Source organism: Streptomyces sp. NPDC057280, assembly GCF_042668605.1.
In the GTDB taxonomy this organism is placed as follows: Bacteria; Actinomycetota; Actinomycetes; order Streptomycetales; family Streptomycetaceae; genus Streptomyces.
Window position 1 is genome coordinate 2,319,059 of sequence record NZ_JBHUYR010000001.1, and the last position, 16,039, is coordinate 2,335,097.

A 16,039-nucleotide genomic window follows, 5' to 3' on the forward strand; every position below is an offset into this window, starting at 1 on the left:
GGGTGAGGCTGTGGATCCCAGCGTTCCGAACCGCCGGAACCCACCTTTCACTCGCTCAACGCGCGGCGCTTTCCAGCCATTCCCGGTCGATCTCGCCTTCGGCCACGATCACGGCCGGGCCGGTCATCTCGATCTCCCCGTCGGGCCGCTCGGTGATCACGAGGGTGCCGCCGGGCACATCGACGGTGTACGTCGCCGGGGCTCCGGTCACCGCCGGGTCGACGCCGTCCCTGCGGGCGGTGGCCACGGCGACGGCGCACGCGCCCGTGCCGCACGAACGGGTCTCGCCGGAGCCGCGCTCGTGCACCCGCAGCGCGACGTGCCGCGGGCCGCGGTCGACCACGAACTCCACGTTGACCCCGTCCGGGTAGGCGGAGGCCGGGCTGAAGGGCGGCGCGTCGTACAGGGTGCCCGCGTGGGCGAGGTCCTCGACGAAGGCCACCGCGTGCGGGTTGCCCATGTTCACGTTCCGCGCGGGCCAGCTGCGCTCGCCGACGCTCACCTGGACGTCCCCTTCGGGGAGGCGGGCCTTGCCCATCCCGACGGTGACGTCGCCGTTCTTGGCGAGGTGCACGGTCTTCACGCCCCCGCGCGTGGCGACGGCGAGGTCTCCCTCGGTCACGAGCCCGGCGTGCTGGAGGTAGCGGGCGAAGACGCGGACGCCGTTGCCGCACATCTCGGCGATGGAGCCGTCGCCGTTGCGGTAGTCCATGAACCACTCCGCCTCGGCCGCCATGTGCTGCGCCTCAGGGTGCTCGGCGGACCGCACCACGTGCAGCAGGCCGTCACCGCCGATGCCCGCGCGGCGGTCGCACAGGGCGGCGACGGCGCTCGCGGGAAGGTCGATGACGTTCTCGGGGTCCGGGACGATCACGAAGTCGTTCTCGGTGCCGTGGCCCTTGAGGAAGGCGATCCGCGTGCTCATTCCTCGATCGTACGGGGCGCCTACGACAGCCGGTCACCGGCGGCCGTACGGCGGCTCCACGCGCGCGTGGAGGTCAGCGCAGCCGCGCCACGCGGAGCACCGCCAGCGCGACCACCGCGGCCACGACCACGACGTACAGCAGCACCATCCGCCAGTCCGGACGCCGCCCGGACCCCCGCTGCGGCAGTCCCGGCCAGGTGTACCCCACCCGGCGGGCGGCCATCATGCCCCAGCCCGCCGCGCACGAGCAGATCAGCAGGCCCAGCATCGCGATCACGGCCCCGCTGTCGCCGAAGTCGAAGGCGAGCGGGAAGGCGAACATCAGGGAGCCGAGCGCGGCCAGGGACACGATCGGGGCGAGCTGCCAGATACGCATCCGGCGCTGCGGACGCAGTTCGACCTCGACCTCGGGGCCGTCGGCGAACATCTCCTCGGGCTCGGGGCCGTCGGCGATCACACCACCCTGCGTCTCGTCGGGCCCGTCGGGGCTCAGACGGTCGCCGTCCTGCTCCGTTTCACCGCCGTCGGCGGTGCGGGGCTCGGTGCTTCGTGCGGTGTCGCGAGGGCCGGCCTCCATCGCCACGCGCCCTCCCAACTCGGACTCCACTTGGTCGATCGAAGCTCGATGATGGCACGGCGCCGACGGGCCGGATGACGGCCTGAGCGTCCCGATGCCAGGACGTGATCAGGCTGTGACCGGTCGTTCGACCAACGCCAGTGCGAGCTGGGGAAGTTCTGTGAGATCCGCCGCAGCCCCACTGAGCCAGTGCACCCGTGGATCGCGCCTGAACCACGAATCCTGGCGGCGCGCGAAGCGTTTGGTGGCGCGTACGGTCTCGGCCCGGGCCTCCTCCAGCGTGCACTCTCCGGAGAGCGCCGCGAGCACCTGCTGGTACCCGAGCGCACGCGAGGCCGTGCGCCCCTCGCGCAGCCCTCGCGCCTCCAGTGTCCGCACCTCGTCGACGAGCCCCGCGTCCCACATCCGGTCGACGCGGCGGGCGATCCGCTCGTCGAGCTCGGGCCGCGTGACGTCGACGCCGATCTGGACGGTGTCGTAGACCGAGTCGTGGCCGGGGAGATTGGCGGTGAAGGGGCGGCCGGTGATCTCGATCACCTCCAGGGCCCGGACGATCCGGCGGCCGTTGCTGGGCAGGATCGCCTGCGCGGCCTCGGGGTCGGCGGCGGCCAGGCGGGCGTGCAGCGCGCCGGAGCCGCGGAGCGTGAGCTCCTCCTCCAGGCGGGCCCGGACCTCGGGGTCGGTGCCGGGGAACTCGAGGTGGTCGACGGCGCCCCGGACGTACAGCCCGGAGCCGCCGACCAGGATCGGCCAGCGCCCCTCGGCGAGCAGCGCGTCGATCCGCTCGCGGGCGAGGCGCTGGTACTCGGCGACCGACGCCGTGACGGTCACGTCCCAGATGTCGAGGAGGTGATGCGGGACGCCGCCGCGCTCCTCGGGCGTCAGCTTGGCGGTGCCGATGTCCATCCCTCGGTACAGCTGCATGGAGTCGGCGTTGACGACCTCGCCTCCGAGGCGCTGGGCCAGGAAGACGCCCAGATCGGACTTTCCGGCCGCGGTCGGTCCGACGACGGCGATGACTCGGGGGGCGGGGGGTGCGCTGCTCACCGCCCCAGTCTCGCAAACGTCGCGGAGTGGCCTCGAACGAGTTACGTGACGACACAGGTCCGGGGTCGTTGCCAGTTGCGAGGTTTTCGCCGCCGGTTCGCGGAGGCGGCACCCCGGTCGACGCAAATGGGCGCACCGGGCGACGCGGGATTTCGCCCGCACGAGTAACGTATGGAGCGGATATGGGTGTTTTCGCACGACTTCTCCGGAGGTCGAAGACTGCGGAGGAGACGTCAACCGCCGAGGCAGGGGCCGCCACGCTGACGGCCGATGCCGAGTCGGACGAGGCGACCGAGCCGGCAGCGGCGAAGGAGCCGGCCGAGGCGCAGTCGGAGGCCGCGGCCGAGCCCGGTACCGAGCCTGAGAACGGGGCCCGGACCGAGGAAGCGGCCGCGTCGACGGAGGCGAAGGCGGAGACGGACGCGGAACCGGCGACGGAGTCCGGCGAGTCCGGTGCCGCCGACGGCGTCGAGATCCCCAAGCAGCAGTCCGCTGAAGCGGCGGCCGACAGCGAGGCCGGCGAGAGCGCCCGCACGTAACTGCCCCCGCGCGGGAAGGTGAACGATGGGTCTCCTGGACAATTTGAAAGCCAAGCTCAGCCCGGCCAAGGACAAGGTCTCCGACCTCGCGCTGCAGCACGGGGACAAGATCCAGCACGGTCTCGACAAGGCCGCACAGGCCGTCGACAAGAAGACCAAGGGCAAGTACAGCGACAAGATCCACACGGGCACGGGCAAGGCCAAGGACGCCATGGACCGACTCGCGCACAAGTCTGACGGTGGTACGGGCGGCTCGACCGCGCCCCCGTCCTCGCCGCCGCCCGCTTCCTGAACGGCACATCGGCTGACGGCCGTGGAGCGACCGCTCCCGGCCGTCCGCCGTTTCATGCCCGCGTCACGGCGGCTTCGCGGCCGCGTCAGGGTGCTGCATGGCCGCGTCAGGGCAGGAGGCGGTCAGGACCAGGCCGCGACCACATACCCCACCCCGTACGGCGCGTCCTCGTACAGCAGCTGGCCGCCGAGCCCCGCCCCCTCGGCCGCGCCCGCCAGGACCTGCCAGGGGGCCCGGCCGGAGACCTTGAGCTCGTACGCCAGCTCCGCGTCCAGCGCCTCGAGAGCCGCCACGTCCACCGCGCCCAGCGCCCGCGCGACCTCCGCGTCGAAGGGTGCCGCGCGCTCGTCGAGGTAGCCGGGTGCCTTGAGCGTGCGGCAGGCGCTGGCGTCGCCCATCACCAGCATCGCCACGCGCTCGGCCCGCGCGGCGATGCCCCTTCCGACTTCAATACACCGCTCGGCCGCGAGAGGTTCCCCCACGCCGAGCCCTTCGATCGGGGCGTACGACCACCCGGTCTTCGCCAGCAGCCACGCGGCCACCGACAGCGAGGGCGGCAGCGTGTCCTCGGCCGCGCCACCCGTGTCCCGGCCTAGCCGGACGTCGACGTCCACGCCGAAGCCCCGGAAGGAACCCCGCGCACCCTCGGCGTGCGCCCCCCGCCCGCTCTGTTCGGCGGGGCCGACCACCACCAGCACGTCCGGCCGGGCGGCGGCGAGCACGCCGAGCGCGTCCGTGCAGGCGGCACGCGCGGCGTCCAGCTCGGGCGCGGCACCCGCGGCGACCTCGGGCACGAGGAGAGGCGGACAGGGGCAGACTGCGGCGGCGACAAGCATGATCGGCAGCGTAACGCCGTCCGGCGTTCCCGCGTCACTCCTCCATGCCGCTGGACCTCAGTGCGCCGCGCACCCACCCGTCGCCGCCGGCAGCGGCTCCGGTACGCCGATCTTCGGGAGGCCCAGCAGCACGCCTGCCGGCTTGGCCGCCTCGGCGGCGTTGCGCTTCTCCCAGGCGTCACCCGCGCGCGTGCGGCGCACGTTCAGGACGGGGCCCTCGGCGAGGAGGTGGTGCGGGGCGGCGTACGTGATCTCGACCGTGACCACGTCGCCGGGGCGGACCTCCTCGTCCGGCTTGGTGAAGTGGACCAGGCGGTTGTCGGGGGCGCGGCCGGAGAGGCGGTGGGTGGAGCCGTCCTTGCGGCCCTCGCCCTCGGCGACCATCAGCTCCAGCGTGCGGCCGACCTGCTTCTTGTTCTCGTCCCAGGAGATCTCCTCCTGGAGGGCGACGAGACGCTCGTAGCGCGCCTGGACGACCTCCTTGGGGATCTGCCCCTCCATGGTCGCGGCCGGGGTTCCGGGGCGCTTGGAGTACTGGAAGGTGAAGGCGTTGGTGAAGCGGGCCTCGCGGACCGTGTGCATGGTCTGCTCGAAGTCCTCCTCGGTCTCGCCGGGGAAGCCGACGATGATGTCGGTCGAGATCGCGGCGTCCGGCATCGCGGCGCGCACCTTCTCGATGATCCCGAGGAAACGCTCCTGCCGGTACGAGCGGCGCATCGCCTTCAGCACCGTGTCCGAGCCGGACTGGAGCGGCATGTGCAGCTGCGGCATCACGTTCGGCGTCTCGGCCATGGCGGCGATCACGTCGTCCGTGAAGTCGCGCGGGTGCGGGGAGGTGAAGCGGACGCGCTCCAGGCCCTCGATCTTCCCGCAGGCCCGCAGCAGCTTGCTGAAGGCCTCGCGGTCACCGATGTCGGAGCCGTACGCGTTGACGTTCTGGCCGAGCAGCGTGATCTCGGAGACGCCCTCGGAGACCAGGGCCTCGATCTCGGCGAGGATGTCGCCGGTGCGACGGTCCTTCTCCTTGCCGCGCAGCGCCGGGACGATGCAGAACGTGCAGGTGTTGTTGCAGCCCACGGAGATCGACACCCAGGCCGCGTAGGCGCTCTCGCGCCGGGTCGGCAGCGTGGAGGGGAACGCCTCCAGGGACTCGGCGATCTCGACCTGCGCCTCCTCCTGCACACGCGCGCGTTCCAGCAGGACCGGCAGCTTGCCGATGTTGTGCGTGCCGAAGACGACGTCCACCCAGGGCGCCTTCTTCACGATGGTGTCCTGGTCCTTCTGCGCCAGGCACCCGCCGACCGCGATCTGCATGCCGGGCCGCGAGGCCTTCTTGGGGGCGAGCCGACCGAGGTTGCCGTACAGCCGGTTGTCGGCGTTCTCGCGCACCGCGCAGGTGTTGAAGACCACCACGTCCGCGTCCCCGTCGGAGCCCTCGGGCGCGCGCACGTACCCGGCCTCCTCCAGCAGTCCGGACAATCGCTCGGAGTCATGGACGTTCATCTGGCACCCGTAGGTACGAACTTCGTAGGTCTTGGGCACTGAGACGTCCACTGCCGGGCTCCGGTCGCTGCTGATGGTCATCCCTCAAGAGTAGGCGGTCCCGGGAACGCCTCGCGCCGGGCCGGGGCGCCCCCGGGGTGCGGGGTCCGCGGGGCGAGATCACCATGAGGAGCAGGTGGCCCATGGATTCCGTGACCTCGCGCAGAGTGCTGCGCGTCCTCGCCTTCGCCGCGGCCGTGCTGTGCACGCTGATCGTCGCCGTGGCGGCCACAGCGCGTGCCACGGTCGTGTCGGCCGGCTTCTACGGGTCGGTGCTGGACGAGGAGTCGGCGTACGACCGGGTCTACGACCAGGTCCTGGTCGATCCGAAGGCCGCGCCCGTGACCCGGAACCTGCTGGCGGGGCTGCCCGTGCCGGAGGCCGTGCTGACCTCCAACATCAAGCTGGTGCTGCCTCCGGAGACGCTCCGGGACCTCACCCGGGAGCAGATCCGCAACGCCGTCGGGTATCTCCGCGGCGACCGGGAAACCCTCGTCCTGTCCGTGGATCTGCGCCCGGTGCTGGACAACGTCGACGACCTGGCCCAGGTCTACTTCGGCGATCTCGTCGCCTCCGTGCAGAACCGCACCGAGCCGGACTTCGCCGCGTTCTCGGCGGACCTGTCGGCCGCCCTGGAGCATGTCGCCGCCGGCCGCGTCCCCGGTTCGCTGCCCGCCCTCCCCCTCACCGAGGAGCAGGCCGCCACGGCCGCGGGGCACCTTCTCGCCGCGCTTCCCGAGGAGCAGCGGGAGGCGCTGCGGCCGGACGTCGAAGTGGCCCTCGGCGACGGGGACATCGGCACCGTGCTCGCGACCGTGGCACCCGCGGTGGTGTCCGAGCGCACCCACGATGCCGCCACCCGACTGCGGACGCTCGCGGGAGGCAGCCACTGGAACCTCGACCGCCCTCTCGACCTCGCGGCTCTGCACAGCGTTCGCCCGTACACGGCGGTCGGGCTCGGGATCGTCGAGGCGGTCGCCGCCGCGCTGCTGGTCGCCGCCCTGGCGATGCTGTGGTTCACCGGTTCCGCCGCGCCCGGCCGCAGGCCGATGCTGCTGGGCTGGGCTCTGGCCGCCGGTGGGCTGCTGACGGCCCTGGTCGTCGTCCTCGTACGACTTGTCGGCGGCGGCCGTTTCGTCGATCCGCCGGCGAGCTGGCCGGCCGGCCTCGCCGAGCTGGTCGACGATCTCCAGCGCACGGCCGTCGACGACATGACGGCCGCAGCCCTCGGCAGCGCGCTGGTCCCGCTGGTGGCGGGGGCGCTGCTCGCCGGACTCGGGTGGGCTCTCCAGGTACGGCCCCGGCTGCGGACGGCGCCCGCGGCCGCGTACATCCGTCCGATGGCGGCCGGTGCGAGCGCGCTCGCCCTCGCCGGTCTCGTGCTGGTGCCCCTGGCCGCGCCCGAGGCGCCGCGCCGGTGCGAGGGCAGCGTGCGGCTGTGCAACCGGCCGTACGACGAGGTCGCCTTCCTGACCTCGCACAACGCCATGTCGACCACCGTCGACCAGTTCATCGGCCCGCTCCAGGACCCGGCCATCACCACCCAGCTGGACGACGGGGTACGGGCCCTCCAGATCGACACCTACCGCTGGGAACGGCCCGACGAGATCACCGCGCGACTGAACGGGTCCGACTTCTCGCCCGAGCAGCGCGCGCTGATCGCCCACGTCGTCAACCGGGTCAACCCGCCCCGTGAAGGGCTGTGGCTGTGCCATTCCGTGTGCCGGGCCGGGGCGATACCGCTGGTGCCGGAGCTGCGGGAGATCCGGGACTGGATGCGCGACCATCCGACCGAGGTGCTGACCCTGATCGTGCAGGACGCGATCTCCGGCGAGGACACCGCCGAGGCGTTCGCGCGGGCCGGGCTGAACGACCTCGTCTTCACGCCGGACGACGATCCCGCGGAGCCCTGGCCGACGCTGGGCGACATGATCGACAGCGGGCGGCGGTTGGTGGTCTTCGCCGAGCAGGCCGACGGCCCGGCCGCGTGGTACCGGAACTTCTACCGCTACGGCATGGAGACGCCGTTCTCCTTCCGGCGCCCCGAGCAGATGAGTTGTGAGCCGCACCGGGGCGGCACCGGCAAGCGGCTGTTCCTGCTCAACCACTTCATCACGGCGGGCGGCGGCAGCCGCCTGGACGCGGGCGAGGTCAACGCCCGCGACTACGTCCTGGACCGCGTCGCGGAGTGCGAACGGGAGCGGGGCCGTCCGGTGAACTTCGTCGCCGTCGACTACACGACGATCGGCGACGCGCGCGGGGCCGTGGACACACTCAACGCCGAGCGGTGACGCGGGGCCGTGCACGCACTCGACGCCGAGCCGTGACGCGGGGCCGTGCACACACTCGACGCCGAGCGGTGACGCGGGGCCGTGGACACGCTCGACCGGCAGCGCGAGCCATTAGGGCCCGCCGGAGTGGCCGGGCCGTCCCGCCGCCCGCAGGATGGGGACGAATCATGACAACTGCCGCCGAGAGGACCTCATGCTCTCTTCCACCCCACGGCGCCGGACCGCGACCGCGCTCGCCGGACTCGTCCTGGCAGCGGTGAGCGCGGCGTCGCTCGTCTCCTGCTCGGACAGTGACAACGACGGCTCCTCGTCCAGCGCTTCAGCCGCCGTCACGGCGTCCTTCTCCGGTTCGGCTCCGTCCGCCCTCGCCTCCCTCAAGGAGTCGGTCAAGGCGTCGGTCTCGGCCCTCGCCTCCTCCGCCTCCGCACAGGCCTCGGCATGGCTGGCCTCGGTGTCCGCGGAGACCGAGCGCGCCAACCGGGCCGCCAAGAACGCCCTCGAGGACGTCGACGGCAAGGGCAACGCCACCGCCGACGTCTCCCTCACCGGCAAGCCGCGCTCCGAGACGGCCGGACTGCTGGCCGTCGTCGTGAACATCACCAACAGCACCGACGAGACCACGTCCTACGCCGTCCAGGTCGACTTCCGCGACCCCGACGGCAAGGTCGTGCAGACGCGTTACGTCGGCGCGGAGGACCTGAAGCCGGGCGCGAAGGCCCAGCCGCTCGCCATCAGCACGGAAGCGAAGGAGCAGCAGCTGACCGCCGTGGTCGCGAAGGCGCAGCGCTACTGAGACCGGCCTCGTAGGGCGCTCACGGCTCGATCAGCCCCGCGCGGATCGCGTACCGGGTCAGCTCCAGCCGGTCCCGCATCCCGAGCTTGGCCAGCAGGTTCGCGCGGTGCCGTTCGACCGTCTTGGTGCTGATGAACAGCAGCTCGCCGATCTCCTTGGACGTGTGCCCCTCGGCGACGAGCTTGAGGATCTCCTCCTCGCGCTCGGTGACGGCCCGCGCGGGCAGCGCGTCGCCCCGGTGCAGGCGGTCCAGGTACGACCGTACAAGAGCGCGTTCGGCGCCGGGATAGACGAACGGCTCGTCGCGCACGGCGCTCCGGCAGGCCGCGACCAGGTCCCGGTCGGCGACGGACTTCAGCACGTAACCGCTGGCCCCGGCCTTGAGCGCCTCGAAGAAGTACTGCTCGTTGTCGTACATGGTCAGGATGAGGATGCGCAGCCCCGGCAGCCGCCGCGACAGCTCGCGGGCCGCCTGGAGGCCGGTCATCCGGGGCATGGCGATGTCGAGGACCGCCAGGTCGACCTCACGCGCGCGTGCCAGCTCTACGGCCTCCGCCCCGTCCCCGGCCTCGGCCACGACCGTCAGGTCGTCCTCGCCGTCCAGGATCAGCCGTACGCCCCGTCGTACGAGGGTGTGGTCGTCGGCGAGCAGTACCCGAACGGGGGTCATCGGTTCCCCCGGACGAGCAGTCGTACATCCGTTCCTCCACCCGGAGCTGCCGCGAGCGTGAGGTCGGCTCCGATGAGCAGCGCCCGCTCGCGCATGCCCCGTATCCCGGCTCCCTCGGGGGTGTCCCCGACGCCCTTGCCGTTGTCCCGTACGAGGAGTTCGACGCCGTCCGCGACCGGCTGGAGCCGGATCTCGGCGTGGTCGGCGGCGGAGTGCCGGGCGGTGTTGGTGAGGCCCTCCTGGGCCACCCGGTAGAGCACGAGTTCGGACTCCTCGGTCAGGGGCGGCAGTCCGCCGGTGACGTGATGGCGCACCGTCAGGCCGGGCGCGCTGAACTCACCGGCGAGCGAGCGCAGGGCGCTGGCCAGGCCGAGTTCCTCCAGGACGCCGGGGCGCAGCCGGCGGGCGATGCGGCGGATCTCGTCGAGCCCCGCGCGCGTGGCCTCCTGCGCCTGGGCCACCTCCTCGCGCAGTCCCTCGGGGGCCCGGTCGGCGACGCGCTTGAGCTGGAGGAGGACGGCGGTCAGGGTCTGGCCCACCTCGTCATGCAGCTCGCGCGCGATGCGGTGACGCTCGCGCTCCTGCGCGGACAGGGCCCGCCCGGCTCCGGCGGCCCGCTCGGCCTCCAGCCGGTCGAGCATGGTGTTGTACGTCGTGATGAGCGCCGCCGCTTCCGTGGGACCGGCGACGGCGGCGCGGGCGCCGGGCCGGAGCAGGTCGGCGGCGGCCATGGCCTGAGCCAGCCGTTTGAGCGGGGCGAGGCCGATGCGCAGGACCAGCGCGTTCGCCGCCAGCAGCACGGCCAGGCCCGCGACCACGACGACCGCTTCGGCCGAGGTCACGGGCGTCGACACGGTGACCGGGCCCAGCAGCAGCGCGGCGGCCACGACCAGGCCGGCGGCGTTGAGCGAGAAGATCCGCCAGAACAGCGACACGTTCCTGCTCCCGCCCCTCTCCTCCGATGCCTGCCCTACCAGACTCGGACGGTCTCCCCGCTCGCGTATATCCGTGACGCCACCCATGTCGCCACCGTACGGGGCGGTGGCAGCATGCCCATCCGGTACCTGCGACCACCCGATCACGACGATCACCGACCATGAGGGGAAGAAACGTGTCTGCACCGCGCCTGAGGGCGACGCCGCTGCCGGGGATCGGGGTCCAGTACGACCTCATGACCCGGGAAAACCGCCACCTGTCCGTGGTGGCACACCGCGACGGCGCCCGGACGGTGAGCGTGTACCGGGCCGACGACCCCGACTCCTGCGCCCAGTCGCTGCGGCTGACCGGCGCCGAGGCCGGCTCGCTGATCGACGCGCTGAAGCCGTCCCACCACAGCGCGAGCCTGCTCTACACCACCGACCTCGGGCTGGTCGCCGAGCGCATCGAGGTCGCGGCGGCCTCGCACTGGAACGGGCGGCTGCTGGGCGAGACCCGGATGCGGACGGACACGGGCGCGTCGATCGTCGCCGTGCTGCGGCGGGCCGAGGCGATCCCGTCCCCGGCTCCGGACTTCCGGCTCGCGGGCGGGGACACGGTCATCGTCGTCGGCACCCGTGAGGGCGTCGACGCCGCCGCCGCGATACTCGGGCGGGAGTGAGCGAACCGGTGCACTCCGCGGTCCTGTTGATCGAGTTCGGTTCCATCATCCTCGGCCTCGGCCTGCTCGGCCGGTTCGCCGCCCGCTTCAGCCTCTCCCCCATCCCGCTGTACCTGCTGGCCGGGCTGGCCTTCGGCGAGGGCGGGCTGCTGCCGCTCGGCGCGAGCGAGGAGTTCGTCGCGACCGGCGCCGAGATCGGCGTCATCCTGCTCCTGCTGATGCTCGGCCTGGAGTACTCGGCGGGCGACCTGGTCACCAACCTCAAGGCGCACTATCCGTCGGGCCTGGTCGACGCCGCCCTGAACGCCCTGCCGGGAGCGGCGGCCGCGCTGCTGCTGGGCTGGGGCCCGGTGGCCGCGGTGGTGCTGGCGGGCGTCACCTGGATCTCGTCGTCCGGCGTGATCGCGAAGGTCCTCGGCGACCTGGGAAGGGTCGGCAATCGCGAGACCCCGGTGATCCTCAGCGTGCTGGTCCTCGAGGACCTCGCGATGGCCGTCTACCTGCCGATCGTCACCGCGCTGGTGGCGGGCGCCGGGCTGCTGGCCGGGAGCCTGACGCTGGCGATCGCGCTGGGAGCGGCGGGCCTGGTGCTGTTCGTGGCGGTCCGCTACGGCCGCCTGATCTCCCGTTTCGTCTCCAGCGACGACCCGGAGAAGCTGCTGCTGGTGGTGCTGGGGCTGACGATCCTGGTGGCGGGTGTGGCCCAGCAGCTCCAGGTGTCGGCGGCGGTGGGAGCGTTCCTGGTGGGCATCGCGCTGTCCGGCGAGGTGGCCGAGGGCGCGCACACGCTGCTCAGCCCGCTCAGGGACCTGTTCGCCGCGGTCTTCTTCGTCTTCTTCGGCCTGCACACGGACCCGGCGAGCATTCCGCCCGTGCTGGTGCCGGCCCTCGCGCTGGCCCTGGTCACGGCCGCGACGAAGATCGCCACCGGCTACTGGGCGGCCCGGCGGGCCGGCATCTCCGAGAAGGGCCGCTGGCGGGCCGGCGGAGCGCTCGTCGCCCGCGGCGAGTTCTCGATCGTCATCGCGGGCCTGGCGGTCGGCGCGGGCATCGAGCCGTCCCTCGGTCCCCTTGCCACGGCGTACGTCCTGATCCTGGTCGTCCTCGGCCCCCTGACGGCGCGCTACACGGAGCCGCTGGCGTCGCTGTGGTCCGGGCGGCTGCGTGAACGCCGGCACGCGCGCGGGGACGAGCCCGTTGTGAAGGAGGCGTCGGCGGTGGACTGAGTCAGGCCACCTCGTCCGCCACCGGACCGCCGCTCCCCTCCGGCGCCCACCCCTGGCGCCGCAGCACCCCCGCCACATCCGGCGCCTCGTAGTGCTCCCCCTTGAGCACCTTGCCGTCGGCCCGGCGGGCCACACGGCCGTCGGGCCCCAGCTTGGTCATGTTGGACCGGTGGATCTCGGCGATGACCGCGTCGAGGTCGATGCCGTGCACCAAGGCGGTGCCGTACGCGACGTAGACGACGTCGGCGAGTTCGTGTGCCAGCCGGTCCAGGGGTCCTTCCACGGACACCTCGGCCACCTCCGCGGCCTCCTCGGCGAGCAGCTCACCGCGATGGGCGGCCAGCTCCGGCGACACCGCGGTCGGCGTGCTGCGGGCGTCGAGCCCCATGGCGAGGTGGAACGCACGGACGAGATCGGCGGGCGAAGGACTCATACGCCGACCCTATCCATCGCGTGCCGCCCCCCTCCCCCGGCGTGTACCGCCCCCTCCCCCGGCGCGTGCTGCCCCCTCTCCCGGCGTGTGCCGCCCCCTCCCCTCCCGGCACCCTTGTGATCCCCGCCCTGGCCAGCACCGCGTCCCGCCTGGCAGGATCGCGCGCATGTCCCGCATGTTCCCCCGCATCAGCAGGAGCCGGGCGCTTCAGGGCGCGGCCGCCGGTTTCGTGGCCTTCGGGCTGCTGCTGTGGTGGCTGCTGCCGCTCGGCGAGGAGCCTCCCGGCGGGACGATCACGTTCAGCACGGGCTCGCGCGGCGGCGTCTACGAGGAGTACGGCAAGCAGCTCAGCAACGAGTTCGCCAAGGACATGCCCGATCTGAAGGTGGACCTGGAGACGAGCGCCGGCTCCCAGGACAACGTCGCGCGCGTGGCGTCCGGCGAGGCCGACTTCGCCATCGCGGCGGCCGACGCCGTGGAGACGTACGCACTCGACCACCCGGCCGAAGCCTCCCGGCTGCGCGGTGTCGCGCGCCTGTACGACGACTATGTGCAGCTCATCGTCCCGCCGGACTCCGACATCCGGTCGGTCGCCGACCTGAAGGGCAAGCGGGTGGCCGTGGGCCTGCCCAAGTCGGGGGTGCGGCTGATCGCCGACCGCGTGCTGGCGGCGGCCGGCATCGACCCGGACAAGGACATCACGGCGCTGCCGTACGGCATCAACGACGTGTCCCGACTCGGTCGCACGTTCGACGCGTTCTTCTGGTCCGGCGGACTGCCCACCAGGGGTCTGCAGACCCTTGCCGAGAGCGAGTCCTTCAAGTTCGTACCGATAGGCAGCAGTCTGATCAGCGAGCTGCACACCCAGGGCGCGGCCATGCGCTACTACCGCCCGACCAACATCCCGGAGTCGACCTACGACGTCCAGGAGGGCTACTCGGTCCCGACGATCGCCGTCTCCAACCTGCTGATCACCCGCAAGGACCTCAACCCCCGGCTCACCGAGTGGCTGACCCGGACGGTCCTGCGCAGCCGCGACAAGATCGGCGCCGAGGTGCACTCGGCCCAGCTGGTCGATCTGCGCACGGCGATCTACACCTCCCCGCTGCAACTCCACGACGGCGCCCGCCGCTACTACCGCTCCGTCAAGCCGTGACCGGCGCGGTCCTCAGGCGGTGCGCGGCACCGTCACCGTCACCTTGAGGCCGTGCGGTTCGTGGTGCTCGTAGGAGATCGCGCCACCGCCCGCGGCCAGCAGGGCCCGGGAGATGGACAGGCCGAGGCCGGAGCCCTTGACGTTCTGATGGCGGCCGCTGCGCCAGAAGCGGTCGCCGACGCGGGCGAGTTCCTCGTCGGTGAGGCCGGGGCCGTTGTCCCTGACCACGACGTTCGCCGTCTCGCCGTTGGAGGAGACCGTCACCTCGACGCGCTCGCCATCGGGTGTGAACTTCACGGCGTTGTCGATGACCGCGTCCAGCGCGCTGGAGAGGGTGACCGGGTCGGCCCAGGCGGTGGTCGGCGGGCAGTCGCCGACCAGCGTCACGCCCTTGGCCTCGGCGGTCGGCGCCCAGGCCGCGACCCGCTCGGCGGCCAGCGCGCCGATGTCGGTGATACGCAGGTCCGCGTCGGTGTGCTCGGCCAGAGCGAGGTCGAGAAGGTCGTCCAGGACCTGCGCGAGCCGCTTGCCCTCCATCTGGACCGAGGCGATCTCCTTGTTGCCCTCCGGGAGTTCGAAGGCGAGCAGTTCGATGCGCAGCAGCAACGCGGCGAGCGGGTTGCGCAGTTGGTGGGAGGCGTCGGCGACGAAGGCGCGCTGCTGCTCCAGGACGTCCTCGACGTTGTCCGCCATCTCGTTGAACGAGTGGGCCAGGCGCCGGAGTTCCGGCGGCCCGCCGGCGGCCGCGACCCTGGACTTCAGGCTGCCGCTGGCGATCGCGTGGGTGGTGGCGTCCAGGACGCGTACGGGCCGCAGCACCCAGCCGGTCAGCCGCAGCGCGGCCCCGACGGCCAGCAGCATCGCGGCCATCAGACCCGCGCCGATCACCAGCCAGTTGTGCAGGATCCGCGACCGCATCTCGCCGGTCGGCGAGTCGGTGACGACGACCGCGACGACGTCACCGTCCCGGATGACCGGGGAGGCGACGACGAGCCGGGTGCGCTCCCAGGGCCAGATCTGGTGCGGGTTCTGGCTGCGCCGGCTGAGCCGCGCCTCCTCGAACGCCTCACGCACCTCGCCCGTCTCGGGGAGGAACCAGGTCGTCGGCGCGTTGGCCATGGGCACGTCGGTGCGGTAGAAGACGCCGACGCGGATGTCGTAGACCTCGTAGTAGCTCTCGAGTTCGCTCTCCAGCGTGTCCTGACGCTCGTCGTCGGGTCCGGTCACGTACTGGGCGAGGGCCGCGAAGTGCGCGGTGTCGTCGATCCGGTCGACGACCACTTTCTGCTGCTGGGCCGAGGCCATGCCGATGCCGAGCGGGATGCCGAGGGCCAGCAGCATGGCCGCCATCAGGACGATGAGCAGCGGGAGGAGTCGTGTGCGCACCCGGGCCTGCTACGAGGACGGGGCGACGAGCCGGTAGCCGACGCCGCGTACGGTCTCGATGAGGGCCGGCATGCGCAACTTGGCGCGCAGGGAGGCGACATGGACCTCCAGGGTGCGCCCGGTCCCCTCCCAGCTGGTGCGCCACACCTCGCTGATGATCTGCTCCCGGCGGAACACGACACCCGGGCGCTGGGCCAGCAGGGCGAGCAGGTCGAACTCCTTGCGGGTGAGCTGGACGACGGAACCGTCCACGCTGACCTGACGGGTCGGCAGCTCGATGTGGACCGGCCCCAGGACCAGCGCGGTGTCGGCGCCGCCCGGGGCGTCCTCGTGGGCGGTGCGGCGGCTGACGGCGTGGATCCGGGCGAGCAGCTCTCCGGTGTCGTACGGCTTCACCACATAGTCGTCGGCCCCCAGGTTGAGGCCGTGGATGCGGGAGCGGACGTCGGAGCGGGCGGTGACCATGATCACCGGGGTGGTGGTGCGCTTGCGGATCTTGCCGCAGACCTCGTAGCCGTCCTGGTCCGGGAGCCCCAGGTCGAGCAGGACGACGCCGAATCCGTCGCTTTCCGGGACAAGGGCCTGGAGTGCTTCCTCCCCGCTTCGGGCGTGCGTCACGTCGAACCCGTGCCGGGCCAGGACCGCGGACAGGGCGGCGGCGACGTGATTGTCGTCCTCGACGAGGAGCAGTCTCATCCGGCCCTCCTTCGCTTCATCAGCCGTACGATC

General features: G+C 72.2%; 17 protein-coding genes. 7 read left to right on the forward strand and 10 right to left on the reverse strand.

The window, feature by feature from the left end; all coding sequences use genetic code 11:
* Nucleotides 1-55: 55 nt before the first annotated feature.
* The 3 genes from dapF to miaA form a co-directional block, all read right to left on the reverse strand.
* A complete protein-coding gene (dapF, locus tag ACFUO4_RS10385) occupies nt 56-925 on the reverse strand; it encodes a diaminopimelate epimerase (protein WP_383482098.1) in 870 nt (289 codons plus the stop codon).
* A gap of 73 nt (nt 926-998) precedes the next feature.
* Nucleotides 999-1,502: a hypothetical protein gene (locus ACFUO4_RS10390; protein WP_383482405.1), complete on the reverse strand. Its 504-nt coding sequence runs from the start codon at nt 1,500-1,502 to the stop codon at nt 999-1,001.
* Nucleotides 1,503-1,610: 108 nt separating this feature from the next.
* Nucleotides 1,611-2,549 carry a tRNA (adenosine(37)-N6)-dimethylallyltransferase MiaA gene (gene miaA / locus ACFUO4_RS10395; protein ID WP_383482101.1) on the reverse strand — a complete coding sequence of 313 codons (939 nt, stop codon included), beginning with the start codon at nt 2,547-2,549 and terminating at the stop codon, nt 1,611-1,613.
* A 182-nt stretch (nt 2,550-2,731) separates the two neighbouring features.
* On the opposite strand from miaA, the gene ACFUO4_RS10400 reads away from it, so the two are divergent.
* The gene (locus tag ACFUO4_RS10400) at nt 2,732-3,088 is read left to right on the forward strand and encodes a hypothetical protein (RefSeq protein WP_383482104.1); all 357 of its coding nucleotides are present in this window, start codon (nt 2,732-2,734) and stop codon (nt 3,086-3,088) included.
* A 25-nt stretch (nt 3,089-3,113) separates the two neighbouring features.
* Nucleotides 3,114-3,380: an antitoxin gene (locus tag ACFUO4_RS10405; protein ID WP_079310156.1), complete on the forward strand. Its 267-nt coding sequence runs from the start codon at nt 3,114-3,116 to the stop codon at nt 3,378-3,380.
* A gap of 122 nt (nt 3,381-3,502) precedes the next feature.
* On the opposite strand, the gene ACFUO4_RS10410 is transcribed toward ACFUO4_RS10405, so the two are convergent.
* Nucleotides 3,503-4,216 carry a class III extradiol dioxygenase subunit B-like domain-containing protein gene (locus tag ACFUO4_RS10410; RefSeq protein ID WP_383482107.1) on the reverse strand — a complete coding sequence of 238 codons (714 nt, stop codon included), beginning with the start codon at nt 4,214-4,216 and terminating at the stop codon, nt 3,503-3,505.
* Between the two features lie 57 nt (nt 4,217-4,273).
* Nucleotides 4,274-5,800 (reverse strand): tRNA (N6-isopentenyl adenosine(37)-C2)-methylthiotransferase MiaB, encoded by a 1,527-nt coding sequence (miaB, locus tag ACFUO4_RS10415; protein WP_179143434.1) that lies wholly within the window; start codon nt 5,798-5,800, stop codon nt 4,274-4,276.
* A 101-nt stretch (nt 5,801-5,901) separates the two neighbouring features.
* On the opposite strand from miaB, the gene ACFUO4_RS10420 reads away from it, so the two are divergent.
* On the forward strand, nt 5,902-8,049 hold the full coding sequence (locus ACFUO4_RS10420) for a hypothetical protein (protein WP_383482110.1): 2,148 nt from the start codon (nt 5,902-5,904) through the stop codon (nt 8,047-8,049).
* A gap of 193 nt (nt 8,050-8,242) precedes the next feature.
* Nucleotides 8,243-8,842, forward strand: coding sequence for a hypothetical protein (locus tag ACFUO4_RS10425; protein ID WP_383482113.1), 600 nt, complete (start codon nt 8,243-8,245; stop codon nt 8,840-8,842).
* 19 nt (nt 8,843-8,861) lie between these two features.
* Here the strand turns inward: ACFUO4_RS10425 and ACFUO4_RS10430 are convergent, their stop codons facing one another.
* A complete protein-coding gene (locus ACFUO4_RS10430) occupies nt 8,862-9,512 on the reverse strand; it encodes a response regulator transcription factor (protein WP_059198535.1) in 651 nt (216 codons plus the stop codon).
* A complete protein-coding gene (locus ACFUO4_RS10435; RefSeq protein WP_383482116.1) occupies nt 9,509-10,447 on the reverse strand; it encodes a sensor histidine kinase in 939 nt (312 codons plus the stop codon). Before ACFUO4_RS10435 ends, ACFUO4_RS10430 begins: the two co-directional genes overlap by 4 nt.
* A gap of 176 nt (nt 10,448-10,623) precedes the next feature.
* Between ACFUO4_RS10435 and ACFUO4_RS10440 the strand changes: the two genes are divergently transcribed.
* Together ACFUO4_RS10440 and ACFUO4_RS10445 are read left to right on the forward strand one after the other, a co-directional pair.
* The gene (locus tag ACFUO4_RS10440) at nt 10,624-11,109 is read left to right on the forward strand and encodes a cation:proton antiporter regulatory subunit (protein ID WP_079310161.1); all 486 of its coding nucleotides are present in this window, start codon (nt 10,624-10,626) and stop codon (nt 11,107-11,109) included.
* An 8-nt stretch (nt 11,110-11,117) separates the two neighbouring features.
* On the forward strand, nt 11,118-12,335 hold the full coding sequence (locus ACFUO4_RS10445; RefSeq protein ID WP_383482408.1) for a cation:proton antiporter: 1,218 nt from the start codon (nt 11,118-11,120) through the stop codon (nt 12,333-12,335).
* A 1-nt stretch (nt 12,336) separates the two neighbouring features.
* On the opposite strand, the gene ACFUO4_RS10450 is transcribed toward ACFUO4_RS10445, so the two are convergent.
* The gene (locus ACFUO4_RS10450; RefSeq protein ID WP_383482119.1) at nt 12,337-12,768 is read right to left on the reverse strand and encodes a MazG nucleotide pyrophosphohydrolase domain-containing protein; all 432 of its coding nucleotides are present in this window, start codon (nt 12,766-12,768) and stop codon (nt 12,337-12,339) included.
* A 166-nt stretch (nt 12,769-12,934) separates the two neighbouring features.
* Between ACFUO4_RS10450 and ACFUO4_RS10455 the strand changes: the two genes are divergently transcribed.
* Entirely contained in the window at nt 12,935-13,924 is a 990-nt protein-coding gene (locus tag ACFUO4_RS10455; RefSeq protein ID WP_079310163.1) for a TAXI family TRAP transporter solute-binding subunit, read from the forward strand.
* A gap of 12 nt (nt 13,925-13,936) precedes the next feature.
* Here the strand turns inward: ACFUO4_RS10455 and ACFUO4_RS10460 are convergent, their stop codons facing one another.
* Together ACFUO4_RS10460 and ACFUO4_RS10465 are read right to left on the reverse strand one after the other, a co-directional pair.
* On the reverse strand, nt 13,937-15,310 hold the full coding sequence (locus tag ACFUO4_RS10460; protein WP_383482123.1) for an ATP-binding protein: 1,374 nt from the start codon (nt 15,308-15,310) through the stop codon (nt 13,937-13,939).
* A 9-nt stretch (nt 15,311-15,319) separates the two neighbouring features.
* The gene (locus ACFUO4_RS10465; protein WP_079310164.1) at nt 15,320-16,006 is read right to left on the reverse strand and encodes a response regulator transcription factor; all 687 of its coding nucleotides are present in this window, start codon (nt 16,004-16,006) and stop codon (nt 15,320-15,322) included.
* Between the last annotated feature and the right edge of the window lie 33 nt (nt 16,007-16,039).

Coding starts and splice junctions, on each gene's coding strand:
- dapF (WP_383482098.1), bottom strand. CDS start 925: ATGAGCACGCGGATCGCCTTCCTCAAGGGCCACGGCACCGAGAACGAC.
- ACFUO4_RS10390 (WP_383482405.1), bottom strand. CDS start 1,502: ATGGAGGCCGGCCCTCGCGACACCGCACGAAGCACCGAGCCCCGCACC.
- ACFUO4_RS10400 (WP_383482104.1), top strand. CDS start 2,732: ATGGGTGTTTTCGCACGACTTCTCCGGAGGTCGAAGACTGCGGAGGAG.
- ACFUO4_RS10405 (WP_079310156.1), top strand. CDS start 3,114: ATGGGTCTCCTGGACAATTTGAAAGCCAAGCTCAGCCCGGCCAAGGAC.
- ACFUO4_RS10410 (WP_383482107.1), bottom strand. CDS start 4,216: ATGCTTGTCGCCGCCGCAGTCTGCCCCTGTCCGCCTCTCCTCGTGCCC.
- miaB (WP_179143434.1), bottom strand. CDS start 5,800: ATGACCATCAGCAGCGACCGGAGCCCGGCAGTGGACGTCTCAGTGCCC.
- ACFUO4_RS10420 (WP_383482110.1), top strand. CDS start 5,902: ATGGATTCCGTGACCTCGCGCAGAGTGCTGCGCGTCCTCGCCTTCGCC.
- ACFUO4_RS10425 (WP_383482113.1), top strand. CDS start 8,243: ATGCTCTCTTCCACCCCACGGCGCCGGACCGCGACCGCGCTCGCCGGA.
- ACFUO4_RS10430 (WP_059198535.1), bottom strand. CDS start 9,512: ATGACCCCCGTTCGGGTACTGCTCGCCGACGACCACACCCTCGTACGA.
- ACFUO4_RS10450 (WP_383482119.1), bottom strand. CDS start 12,768: ATGAGTCCTTCGCCCGCCGATCTCGTCCGTGCGTTCCACCTCGCCATG.
- ACFUO4_RS10455 (WP_079310163.1), top strand. CDS start 12,935: ATGTCCCGCATGTTCCCCCGCATCAGCAGGAGCCGGGCGCTTCAGGGC.
- ACFUO4_RS10465 (WP_079310164.1), bottom strand. CDS start 16,006: ATGAGACTGCTCCTCGTCGAGGACGACAATCACGTCGCCGCCGCCCTG.